The organism is Claveliimonas sp. (assembly GCF_037273965.1).
Classification (GTDB): Bacteria; Bacillota; Clostridia; order Lachnospirales; family Lachnospiraceae; genus Claveliimonas; species Claveliimonas bilis.
The window spans coordinates 1-11735 of the sequence record NZ_JAYAZJ010000062.1 but is presented as its reverse complement, the minus strand read 5'-3'; the positions used below and the strand labels follow the sequence as shown (position 1 = coordinate 11735).

Sequence of the window (11735 nt, the reverse complement as noted above, 5' to 3'; positions counted from 1 at the left end):
TTTTCGTTCCATGCTTTTTTGAATCCTAATTTCTAAACTTAATGACATTGAAGTTCAATTTTACTACGTCCCCTGTTATGTTTTTAACTATTCTGTTTCCTCTGCCTGATCGTCTGTCTGCACTTCGTCCGCATACGGATCTGTCTCGTCCTGCTTCATTGTCACACTCAATTTATTGAAGTCTACCTTATCCCAAACGCGGTTATTAACATCAATCTTGGCGTCATCCCGCCATTCCGATATGGTATCGTCCAAAAGCTTCTGCTGCCGCTCCTGCACAATTTCTGTCTTCTTCGTATCTGTGGCTTCCCGGTCAAAAAGGCTGGTCACTCTGGCCACATAATAGCCTCCTGTACTCTCCACTACTCCTGTAGTACCGCCTTCCTCCAGCTTATCCATTTCAGCCACCAGCTCTTCCGGATATCCGGTAGATTCTGAATCAAAAGTTCCTTCCACAGCTTCATATCCCTGCTGTGACGCATAAGCAGAAAAATCTGAGGCGCCTGCTGCTCCTGCTGCAAATTCCTCTGCCTGTGTTTTCAATTCTGCCTTCTCCTCATCCGTCATCTCGCTGGAATTTCCTTCTTCATCTGTTGTGGTAAAACTGAACGTCACATACTGCATTTTCTTCTGAGCTGCCTCTTCATCAGAAACTTCTGTATCCGCCCCTGCCATCACTGCATCCTGCACTTTCTTCTGGATCGTCATAAGCTCCAGTATACGCTCTACGGTATCTGTATTTCCCGATACTTTTTCCTTCTCTTCAAGACCGTTGTTTTCATCGAACTGCTTTGCCGCCTCTTTGATGGAATTTTCTTCCTCCTCCGTCAAAGCAATATCATAATCTCCCATATGAGCTTCCATCAGATACATATTCTCTAAAGATTCCATAACAGAATCCTTCACTGTATCCTCATAGGATTCCCCATCTGAAGATCCCTCGCTGTTCCACATATCATCGCCCAAATACCCTGCATAATATGTCTCATACTGCGCCTGTGTGTACCGCGCCAGAAAATTGGCAAGATCTGCCGTGATCTCTTTATCATCTACAGTCACTACCACATCACTGCCGTCAAAACTTCCGCAGCCGGACAGAGATGCCGCCGCCAGCACCCCTGCCAGCAGACAGATAACTGCTCTTTTTTTCATGGTTTTTACACCCTCCTTCGTATTGCTGACTCTGTCATTATACCGTTTTTCTTCTATTCAAGCAATCCTTGCATGGAAATTAACACATTTTTCACTACTTCCAGAATATCTTCGTCTTTCTCCTTCTTATTAAAGCCTTTTTTCTGATAAATAAAACACGGTGTTTCTTCCGCCCGGAAAACGAGACTTCCCTTATAGCTTTCCAGCATAGCCGGAATCCTGGCCGGGTTTACCCTGGCCTTCTCGTACATCGTAAAAATATACTGCTCTCCCTTTTGTTCTACTGCTGTAACGTAAACCTGGTGAGCCATCGCTTTCAGATTTGCGATCTTAAGAAGCTGCTGCACCTTTTTTGGTATATCTCCAAACCGGTCGATCAGTTCTTCCAACATGTCTTCCATCTCTTCTTCATTCTCAATAGCAGCGATCCTCTTATAAACATCCAGCTTCTGATATTCATTGGGAATGTAGGATTCCGGAATATAGGCATCCACATTGAGATCTATCGTCGTTGTGTAAGTCTCTTCCTCCATCTCTCCTTTCAAATGTTTCACTGCTTCATTCAACATTTTACAATAGAGATCATATCCTACCGCTTCCATGTGACCGTGCTGTTCTGCTCCCAGAAGATTTCCGGCACCCCGGATTTCCAAATCCCGCATGGCAATCCGGAATCCGGATCCAAGGTCCGTAAACTCCCGGATAGCGGACAATCGCTTCTCGGCCACTTCTTTGAGCATTTTGTCTTTCCGGTAAAGGAGGAAAGCATAAGCCATCCGATTGGAACGCCCGACTCTGCCACGAAGCTGGTACAGCTGGGAAAGTCCCAGCCTGTCAGCATCATGGATGATCATCGTATTGACATTGGAAATATCAAGTCCCGTTTCAATAATTGTTGTAGAGACAAGAACATCAATCTCCCGGTTAATAAAAGCATACATGATCTTTTCCAGTTCATGTTCCCTCATCTGCCCGTGAGCAAAAGCAACGGAAACTTCCGGCACAAGCCTTTGTATTCTTGCCGTCACCTCGGCAATATCTTCCACGCGGTTGTAGACATAGTATACCTGCCCCTGCCGGGCACATTCCCTCTCTATGGCCTCCCGTATCATTTCTTCATTGTATTCCATGACATAGGTCTGTATAGGCATTCTCTCCTGCGGAGCTTCCTCCAGAACGCTCATATCCCGGATTCCGATGAGGCTCATATGGAGAGTACGGGGAATCGGCGTTGCCGTCAAAGTCAGAACATCCACATTGTCTTTCAGCTTTTTAATCTTTTCCTTATGTTGTACGCCGAATCTTTGTTCCTCATCAATAATCAGAAGTCCCAGATCCTTGTATTTTAAATCGTCGCTCAGAACCCTGTGAGTACCGATCACAATGTCAACAAGGCCTCTTTTCGTATCTTCTATGGTTTTTTTCTGCTGAGCCTGAGTTCGGAAACGGCACATGAGATCTACACGGACCGGAAATTCTTTCATCCTCTGCAAAAACGTATTGTAATGCTGCTGTGCAAGAATCGTTGTCGGCACCAGATAGACAACCTGTTTATTTTCCTGTACAGCTTTGAAGGCGGCACGAATAGCGATTTCGGTTTTCCCGTATCCTACATCTCCACAGATCAGACGGTCCATGATCTTATGGCTTTCCATGTCTTTTTTTACCGCCTCAATAGCCAGAAGCTGATCTTCTGTCTCTTCAAAAGGGAACATCTCCTCAAATTCTTTTTGCCAGACGGTATCTTCTCCGTAAACATAGCCTTCCTTTTCCTGTCTTGCCGCATACAGCTGCACCAAATCTCTTGCAATTTCTCTTACCGCTCCCCGGACCCTTGTTTTTGTCTTGGTCCACTCCTGAGTACCAAGGCGATTCAGTTTCGGCTTCTTGGCATCTGCACTGGCATATTTCTGGATCAGATCAAGCTGGGTAGCCGGAATATAAAGATTGCCTCCCTTTGCATAGGAAATCTTCATATAATCCTTGGCTACTTTATCTACCACAATCTTTTCAATTCCCTGATAAATTCCAAGTCCATGATTCTCATGGACAACATAATCTCCTGGCTTAAGCTCTGAAAAACTTTGGATCTTCCGTCCTTCATAGGATTTTCTTTTCTTTTTCTTTCTGACCTTTCCAAAAATATCCGTCTCGGAAATGACCTGAAATTTCAGCATAGGGTATTCATAGCCTTCCGCCACATGGCCGTAAGCTGTCATGATTTCCCCCGGAAGCACCTGCCGATCCATTTCATCACTGTAAAAGCTGCTTAAGTTATAATCACGCAGATCCTCGGCAAGACGTTTCGCCCGTGTTCTGGAACCGGAAAGAAGCACAACTTTGTACCCTTCCCTTTTCAGTCTCTTCAGATCTCTTGTCAGCATTTCAAAACTGTTATTGTAGGGATTGATCCCTTTTGTCTGTATATGATATTTAGCCCGTACCTTAAACTGAGGACACTTTGTATCAAGAGAACAGAAACCGATACTGCAGCGGCGGTTTATTTTTTCCGTAATTTTTTCAGTATGGTAAAGCTGCATCTCCCTGTCGCTGACCTCATACCCGCTCTCCAGTCGTTTCGCCTGTGCTTCTACGAACTCCTCTTCTACTGCTTTCCCTTTTTCCAAAAGTCTGGCCGGCTCGTCCAGAAAAATCAACGTTCCCTTTTTTGGGAAATAATCCAGAAAAGATACACTTTCGGCTGTCTCCTTTTCCATATCTTCTGTTGGATAAATACAGACAGATTCCAGATTTTCAATGGAACGCTGACTTTCCACATCAAAGGTCCGAATAGAATCTACTTCATCATCCCACAGTTCAATCCGGACCGGAAGCTCCTCTGTCAGCGGATAAATATCCAGGATCCCCCCTCTCACTGCAAACTGTCCGGGGCCTTCCACCTGCTCTTCCCTGTCGTATCCATTAGCCGCAAGAGCCTTTTGAATCTCCGGAAAATCTATGATTTCGCCGTTTTTAATCTCCAGTACTTTTCCCTGTATAACTTCTCTTGACTGCAGAACGTCCATAAATCCGTCAAAACTGGTTACAACCGTAATGTTCTTCTGTTCCAGGATTGCCTGTATCACTGTCATTCGCTGGCGCATCAGCTCCTTACTGCGGATATCCGCCTGGTAAAAAAGAAAATCCTTTGCCGGATACAGATATATGTTTCCATCCAGGAACCGGTATTCCTCATAAATCTGCTTTGCCTTTGATTCACTGGAACAAGCGATGACTTTATAATCACAGCCATCGCCAAGCGCATACATCAGATGAGTTTTCTGAGAATTGACGCAGCCCGATATCTGCAGCATTCCCGGTTCTTTCTCTCTCTGTTTCCATATTTCTTCAAATTCCGCCAGTTCATGCAGGGGCCCTGTCAAGGCTTCCATAATCCTTTCTCTCCTATTCTTATGATCTTTTTGTCTCCTCACCGGACCGGGCAGCATCTTTCTTTGCTTTGCGGTTAAATTCATTCATTGCCGCCTCGATCTCCCCGGATACCATCATTTCCACAGCCTTGACTGCACGGTGATATCCCTCTTCCATCTGCTGCCTTTCCTCTTTGGAGAAATGCCCCAGCACATAATCCGCCAGGTCATATTTCTTCGGCTTTTCACCGACGCCTACCTTAATTCTTAGAAAGACATCTGTCCCAAGATGAGAAATAATGCTTTTTATTCCGTTATGTCCTCCCGCGCTTCCTTTTTTTCTTATACGAAGCTGTCCTACGTCAAGGCTCACATCATCATATATAACAATCAGCTCTGCCTCCTCATCAATCTTATAATAATCTGCAAGTCCTCTGATGCTCTCTCCGCTTAAATTCATATAAGTCTGGGGTTTTGCCAGAATCACCTTTTGTCCTTCGATGATCCCTTTGCCGATCAAGGCGCGGTTTTTCCGGTAATCCACGGAAATATTATATTCGTCCGCAATAGCATCTATGACATCAAATCCAACATTATGTCTGGTACCCTCATAGGGCAGACCGGGATTTCCAAGCCCTGCAATAATAAACATTTGTTCTTCCACCTCATTTCTTACTTTTCCATTCTACAGGAAGCCGGCAGATTTGTCACGCAAAACCCATCCTGCCGGAATATTTCTCTGCTTTCGCTCATATATTATATAGAGTACAAATACACATTCAGACACAGGAGGCCTTTATGAGTTCCAAAACTAAAATTTTTGTGCTACATATGAAAGAGATCATATACACCGCCGTTTTTGCTGTATTGGCTATCGTTCTGATCCTTCTTCTTGTATTTATGTTTCTTCCCGGACACAGCAAAAACGAAACTCCCGAAAAAAAATACAAAGAAGGAGTATACACTTCTTCTTTCACTTTAAACAATACGGAACTGGAAGTAGAGGTGTCCGTCGACGAATCTCAGATTGATTCCATCCGTTTTTCCAATATGGATGAGACAGTAGATGCCATGTTTCCGCTTGTTCAGCCGGCCATGGAAGATATAGCCCAGCAGATCTGTGAGACACAGTCTCTGGAAAACATCCAATATTCCGAAGATTCCGCATACACCTCACAGATCATCATAGGCGCCATTAAAAATGCGCTGAAAAATGCCGAAATCGAATAACATCATCCAAAAACGAAGGGCATGTGTATAAAAAGGAGTTCCGCAAACGGAACTCCTTTATCAAGTACAGCCGCTTCAGCGACATCTTTTTATCTAAGTGGGTACGCCTCCTGTCGGAAGACTTCGCGCACCGGCGCTAACCTTCTACGATCAGATACTTACCGCTTGGGAGGGCGAACACTTCGGAAGCCTCTTCCAACTCTTCCATAGACATATCCTCCATGTCGATGCCCTCTTCTCGAAAGAATGCAGCTACTTCTTCAATGCTGTCCACTACTACCGCCATACATTCCTCCAGAAATGCCTCTGCTTCTTCCGGTGTCTCTGCTACCGGCTCATCAAAAAGCTGGCTTTGATTTTCCAAAAACACCTGTAAACATTCCTCATCATACTCATACATTGCTTTGTCCTCCCTCTTTTATTGCATGCTTTTTCCTGACGGGATCTCCCGGCGTTGTGCCCTATACATATGCAAGCAGTTCCCTCGGGCTGTCTATCAAAGTCATAGCCCCCGCCTTCTCCAGCGATACCCGGTCACGAAATCCCCAGGTCACTGCAATTTCCTGAACGCCGGCCGCCTCTGCGGTTTTCACATCCACTTCCGAATCCCCGACATACAGACATTCCTCCCGTGATATCCCCATCTCCTCAAGAAGCTTCCATACTCCGGAAGGATCCGGCTTCCTGGCAAGGTTCTCACACTGTCCCTGCACATAGTCGAACACATTCTCTCCAAATATCTGTTTTACTACGTCCACCGTCTGCCCGTGAGGTTTATTGGAAAGCACTGCCAGTTTGATTCCCCGCACTTTAAGCTGTTCCAGAAGTTCTAAGATCCCTTTGTACGGTGTTACATGATATGTACAGTTTGCACTGAATATTCTTCCATATACCGCCATTCCTTCTTCAATACGGCTTAAATTAGCATCTCCGGAGGCTTTCAATGCTTTTTCCATCAAATATCTGGCACCGTTTCCTACAAACAGCCTGCATTGTTCTTCCGTAATTCGAGGCAGCCCCATCTCTTCCAATGTCAGGTTTACTGAATAAGTCAGGGAATCCAGGGTATCTGTCAATGTTCCATCCAAGTCAAAAATACAGCCTCTCATAATATGTTGCTCCTTTCTTCTTCATCTATCATAGTATGAAGCGCCCAAAATTTCAATGCCCTGAAGAAAAAAACATTCCCGCTCTGTTTTTATGCTTTTATCCAGCCGGCGGGAATATTTTTTCTCATATTTTCAGATTTGTTATGCACTCAAATACTGCCGCATTACTTTCAAAGCATGCTTTTCCAGCCTGCTGACCTGTGCCTGTGAAATTTCTATCTCTTCTGCCACTTCCATCTGTGTCTTCCCTTCAAAGAAACGCAGACGGATAATATATCTCTCCCGGCTTGTCAGGCGGTCCATAGCAGCTTCTAAAGAAAGATCTTCAATCCATTTCTCTTCTCTGTTCTTCTTATCGCTGATCTGATCCATGACATACAGGGCGTCTCCTCCATCGTTGTAAACAGGCTCCTGCAGACTCATAGGTACCTGTATCGCGTCCAGCGCAAACACAATATCTTCTTTGGAAATTCCAATCTCATCAGCGATTTCCTGTACCGTTGGTTCCTTCAGGTTCTCCCGCATGTAATGTTCTTTCGCGTAAATCGCTTTGTATGCCGTATCTCTCAAGGATCTGCTGACACGGATCGAATTATTATCCCTCATATACCGCCGGATCTCTCCAATGATCATCGGCACTGCATAAGTAGAAAATTTAACATCAAGTTCTGTATTGAAATTATTAATTGCTTTGATCAGTCCAATGCATCCAATCTGGAAAAGGTCATCCGGATTTTCATTGCTTCCCGAAAAACGTTTGATCACACTTAACACAAGCCGCAGATTTCCTTTGATATATTCCTCCTTTGCCGCTTCATCCCCTTCTTTCATGCGCGCCAGCAAATCTTCTTTTTCCTCCTCTGTAAGGAGCGGAAGCTTCGCTGTATTTACGCCGCATATTTCAACCTTACCCTGTGCCATAATCTGAATCCTCCTTATTGAACGTATCTGCCGTCATTTGATTACGTACAATAAGATTTTTCTCATTATGTCTTTTCCTTATACTGTAGCAGCTGGAAATAAAAAAAGTTTTAGCCCTTGACAAGGGCCAAAACTTTTTCTTCACTTTTTCACATTATTGCACAAGAGACTGCTATGGTTCCCATTTGTCCGCCAGATTCTGAATCTGAGATTCCAGCTTTGCAAGATCCTTGTTGGAGAGTCCTTCGTTTTTCATTACAACTTCCACCAGACGTTTTGCTGCCGCAACCGCTCTGTCAAACGCATTCTGCGCTCTGACTCTTGCCGGTTTCTCTGCAGATTTCTTCGGAATCTTTATGCCGGCAGTCACGATTCTGTTTTCCATCAGATCAACACATCCGCCTGAGTATGGGGCAAATGCCGGACAGCCGATCTCCTTTTCTACCGTTTCTGCAAAAGCATCCGTCACTGTATCTTCGCCATGAACCACAATGACACGATCCGGTTTCTTCTCAAAACCTTTCAGCCAGTTTAAGAGTCCGTTTCTGTCCGCATGTCCGCTGATCCCTTTTATAGACTCAATCCTTGCATTAACTGTAATGTTCTCACCGAACAGTTTCACACTCTCTGCTCCTTCCAGCAGCTTTCTTCCCAGCGTGCCGACTGCCTGGTAACCCACGAAGCAGATGGTACATTCCTCTCTCCACAGATTATGCTTCAGATGATGGCGGATCCGTCCTGCTTCGCACATACCAGAGGCAGAGAGTATCACTTTCGGACGTTCATTCAGATTAATCTGTTTGGATTCCTCTGTTGTGATGGTTGTTTTCAATCCCGGGAAAATAAGGGGGTTAATCCCCTGTTCCACCAGCGCCATCGCTTCCTCATCAAAACAGGATTTTACGTTTTTGTTAAACACTGAAGTTGCCTCGATTGCAAGAGGACTGTCCACATAGACTTCAAAGTTCTGATATTCCGGGAGAAGCCTTTTCTCTTTGATCTCACGGATAAAATATAACAGTTCCTGTGTACGCCCCACAGCAAAAGACGGAATAACCACATTTCCGCCTTTATCAAAGGTTTCTTTCAGGATCCTTGTAAATTCTCCCACATAATCCGGAATCTCCTCCCCGTGGGTCCGGTCGCCGTAAGTGGATTCGATCACTACATAGTCTGCCTCTTTCACCGGCTGGGGATCCCGGATAATAGGCTGATTAATGTTGCCTACATCACCGGAAAATACGATTTTTTTCGTAACATTTTCTTCGGTCACCCACACTTCTATACTGGCTGAGCCAAGCAGATGTCCCATATCGTTGAAACATACCTGAACGCCCGGACACAGATCGATCTTCTGCCCGTAATCGCAAGGGGCCAAAAGAGAGATGGCCATATCTGCATCCGCCATTGTATAAACAGGTTCGTAAGGCTCTTCCCCGCTCCTTTTGGCCTTGCGGTTTCTCCATTCCGCCTCAAATTCCTGAATATGGGCGCTGTCACGAAGCATAATGCTGCACAGATCTGCAGTAGCAAACGTGGTTACAATGTCTCCTTGAAAGCCTTGTTTGCATAAAAGCGGCAGGTTTCCGGAATGGTCAATATGGGCATGGGTCAGAAGGACATAGTCCACATCCCCGGCACTGACAGGCAGTTTCTGATTCTCATAAAGATCCGGTCCCTGCTCCATCCCACAGTCAATCAATATATTTTTTCCGCATGCTTCCAGAAGATGACAACTTCCGGTCACTTCATGGGCAGCTCCAATAAAGCTCAGACGCATATCACCAACCCCTTTTTCTTTTCATTGTAACACCTTTTTCAGAAAGTGACTATGAATATTTTACCATCTCCCTTCGCAGCCGCTGCATAATTTTCTTCTCCAGCCTGGAGATGTAAGACTGAGAAATCCCCAGCATATCTGCCACTTCTTTCTGTGTCTTCTCTTCCCCATCCGGCATACCGATACCAAATCTCATTTTTATGATCGTCTGCTCCCGGCCGGACAGACGCCCAAGAGCTTTCACAAGAAGTTTTTTCTCTACTTCCTGTTCCAGGTCCCGATATATGGTGTCCTCCTCTGTTCCGAGAATATCCGACAAAAGGAGCTCATTTCCATCCCAGTCCACATTTAAAGGCTCGTCAATCGAAACCTCCATGCGTGTCTTGTTATTTCTTCTAAGATACATTAAGATCTCATTTTCAATACATCTGGATGCATAGGTGGCCAGTTTAATATTTTTTCCCGGATCAAATGTATTAATTGCCTTGATCAGCCCAATCGTCCCGATCGATATCAGATCCTCCACTCCAACGCCTGTATTGTCAAACTTTTTTGCAATATACACTACCAGCCTGAGGTTATGTTCAATCAATATTTTGCGGGCGCTTTTGTCTTCCTCTGTTCCCAGCATTGCGATCGCGCGGCTTTCCTCTTCCACTTCCAGCGGAGCAGGAAGAATATCGGATCCTCCGATATAGTGTACGTCTTTTTTATCCGGGAAAAAAAACGTACGGAAATTCGGCATTACTTTCAGTTTAAATTGATTTGGCACAGCTATTTTTATCATCATGTTTCGTTTCCTCCAATCTATGTATCAGGATTTATGATCATCCTGTATTCTCCATCTGAAGATATTTTCTCTTCACTGATTCCTACCATCGGCTTATCCACCCATTTCTCATTCTCTCCGGCAATACGCAGGCTATCCAGAACGGCAACAGGCATAACAGCGTTTTTTCTGCCTATCGTATGATAGGAAATATACCGGATTCCTTCCGGGATTTCCTTACCAAACAGTTCTTCTGCCGTCTGGCTCTCTATGATGTTTACCGGCTTTCCCGTCAGTTTATCCCGCAGTGTGTTTCCGGTATCTATCAGAGCCGGCACTGTCACACACCGTCCATTTACATATAGTTCCACATCACACCGGCACTGCCCGGTCTTGAAAATCAGATCCAAAATCTTCCATATTCCCGATGAGATGTAATAGCATCCTACTGCCAGTACAAAAAAAAGACTTCCGATCTCCACATACTGACGTACATGCTCCAAAATCCCTCCCAGCAAAAAACTTGTGATGTACAGAAAAAAAAGCGCTTTCCACAGCTTTTTGTCCCATTTGAGGCGTAAAGCAATTTTCAGCATCAGGATATTCACAACGCCATGAAACAGAAGAATTTTCAAAAGTGGCCAGGGAATAGGAAGCGCGACTACCAGACAGGTAAGAAGCGCTCCTGTCAATGCTCCCAGTGAGATATTTCCAAGCGTGGCAGTGCATTTCAATATCTTTTTTATCAACAGGAGCAATATGTAGTCCATCATAAAGTTGACGAGAAACAGTATGTCTATATACAGTTCATAATACACGTTCCACCTTCTTTCTCTTTTGCACTTCCGGCATAGGGCGGCCTGAAAGCCTGCGCCCTCATCTGGGCAGGATTAATTATAAAGAAAAGAAGGGTTCAGAATTTGTCAGATACTGTTAGAAGGAAAACAGATTTTTTCGACAAAAAAAGCAGCCATGTCAACTGTGGTCGAAAAAATCCACAATCTGTCATGGCTGCTGTATGTTGCCTAAACAATTATTTACTTTTTAAAGAAATCCGGAATCTTGATAGACTGTTCCTTCACTTTGCTGGTCGGTGTCCTTGGTGTATCCAGAGTCGGAGTTGTACCTCCAACCGGACGCTTCAGGCTTGTACCACCGTTTGTCGTCGGAGCTGCTCCCAAATCAACTTTCGGGCTGTGGCTGGTATGATTGGAATGAAGCTGCTTATCATAGCTGCTTGCCGGCGGAACCATACCGGAACGCTGTACGCCTTCCAGTCTTGATTTTAATTTTGAAGATGTCCCGCCTACATTATGTAATCCCGTAGCAATTACAGTAATAGTAGCTTCATCTGCTCTGGAATCATCATACATAGCACCGAAGATGATATTTGCATCTTCTCC

General features: G+C 44.7%; 10 protein-coding genes and 1 pseudogene. 1 reads left to right on the top strand and 10 read right to left on the bottom strand.

Features of this window, described 5'->3' with window-relative positions; genetic code table 11:
• Positions 1–87: 87 nt before the first annotated feature.
• From WJ238_RS04790 to pth, 3 genes are read right to left on the bottom strand one after another with little or no spacing between them, the layout of a single operon-like run.
• A complete protein-coding gene (locus WJ238_RS04790) occupies positions 88–1152 on the bottom strand; it encodes a peptidyl-prolyl cis-trans isomerase (protein ID WP_337606290.1) in 1065 nt (354 codons plus the stop codon).
• A gap of 53 nt (positions 1153–1205) precedes the next feature.
• A complete protein-coding gene (gene mfd, locus WJ238_RS04785; protein ID WP_337606289.1) occupies positions 1206–4544 on the bottom strand; it encodes a transcription-repair coupling factor in 3339 nt (1112 codons plus the stop codon).
• A 19-nt stretch (positions 4545–4563) separates the two neighbouring features.
• Positions 4564–5175, bottom strand: a complete 612-nt coding sequence (gene pth / locus WJ238_RS04780; RefSeq protein ID WP_230106523.1) for an aminoacyl-tRNA hydrolase — start codon at positions 5173–5175, stop codon at positions 4564–4566.
• 146 nt (positions 5176–5321) lie between these two features.
• Here pth and WJ238_RS04775 point away from each other — a divergent pair, with 146 nt between their 5' ends.
• The gene (locus WJ238_RS04775) at positions 5322–5753 is read left to right on the top strand and encodes an FMN-binding protein (protein WP_316268597.1); all 432 of its coding nucleotides are present in this window, start codon (positions 5322–5324) and stop codon (positions 5751–5753) included.
• Between the two features lie 136 nt (positions 5754–5889).
• Here the strand turns inward: WJ238_RS04775 and WJ238_RS04770 are convergent, their stop codons facing one another.
• The 7 genes and pseudogenes from WJ238_RS04770 to WJ238_RS04740 all read right to left on the bottom strand — a co-directional run.
• Complete coding sequence (locus WJ238_RS04770; protein ID WP_230106525.1) at positions 5890–6153, bottom strand: glyoxalase; 264 nt, start codon at positions 6151–6153, stop codon at positions 5890–5892.
• Positions 6154–6214: 61 nt separating this feature from the next.
• On the bottom strand, positions 6215–6865 hold the full coding sequence (locus WJ238_RS04765) for an HAD family hydrolase (protein WP_230107527.1): 651 nt from the start codon (positions 6863–6865) through the stop codon (positions 6215–6217).
• A gap of 138 nt (positions 6866–7003) precedes the next feature.
• Positions 7004–7783 carry an RNA polymerase sporulation sigma factor SigG gene (gene sigG / locus WJ238_RS04760; protein WP_230106526.1) on the bottom strand — a complete coding sequence of 260 codons (780 nt, stop codon included), beginning with the start codon at positions 7781–7783 and terminating at the stop codon, positions 7004–7006.
• Positions 7784–7955: 172 nt separating this feature from the next.
• The gene (locus tag WJ238_RS04755; protein ID WP_230106527.1) at positions 7956–9563 is read right to left on the bottom strand and encodes an MBL fold metallo-hydrolase RNA specificity domain-containing protein; all 1608 of its coding nucleotides are present in this window, start codon (positions 9561–9563) and stop codon (positions 7956–7958) included.
• 49 nt (positions 9564–9612) lie between these two features.
• Positions 9613–10353, bottom strand: coding sequence for an RNA polymerase sporulation sigma factor SigE (gene sigE / locus WJ238_RS04750; RefSeq protein WP_230106528.1), 741 nt, complete (start codon positions 10351–10353; stop codon positions 9613–9615).
• Between the two features lie 17 nt (positions 10354–10370).
• Entirely contained in the window at positions 10371–11150 is a 780-nt protein-coding gene (locus WJ238_RS04745) for a sigma-E processing peptidase SpoIIGA (RefSeq protein WP_316270664.1), read from the bottom strand.
• A gap of 219 nt (positions 11151–11369) precedes the next feature.
• Positions 11370–11735 (bottom strand): annotated as a pseudogene (locus tag WJ238_RS04740) (cell division protein FtsZ); the annotation flags it as partial.

What these genes read in the sequence shown, in the direction of transcription:
- WJ238_RS04790 (WP_337606290.1), bottom strand. Translation starts at nt 1,152, where the DNA reads ATGAAAAAAAGAGCAGTTATCTGTCTGCTGGCAGGGGTGCTGGCGGCG.
- mfd (WP_337606289.1), bottom strand. Translation starts at nt 4,544, where the DNA reads ATGGAAGCCTTGACAGGGCCCCTGCATGAACTGGCGGAATTTGAAGAA.
- pth (WP_230106523.1), bottom strand. Translation starts at nt 5,175, where the DNA reads ATGTTTATTATTGCAGGGCTTGGAAATCCCGGTCTGCCCTATGAGGGT.
- WJ238_RS04775 (WP_316268597.1), top strand. Translation starts at nt 5,322, where the DNA reads ATGAGTTCCAAAACTAAAATTTTTGTGCTACATATGAAAGAGATCATA.
- WJ238_RS04770 (WP_230106525.1), bottom strand. Translation starts at nt 6,153, where the DNA reads ATGTATGAGTATGATGAGGAATGTTTACAGGTGTTTTTGGAAAATCAA.
- sigG (WP_230106526.1), bottom strand. Translation starts at nt 7,783, where the DNA reads ATGGCACAGGGTAAGGTTGAAATATGCGGCGTAAATACAGCGAAGCTT.
- WJ238_RS04755 (WP_230106527.1), bottom strand. Translation starts at nt 9,563, where the DNA reads ATGCGTCTGAGCTTTATTGGAGCTGCCCATGAAGTGACCGGAAGTTGT.
- sigE (WP_230106528.1), bottom strand. Translation starts at nt 10,353, where the DNA reads ATGATGATAAAAATAGCTGTGCCAAATCAATTTAAACTGAAAGTAATG.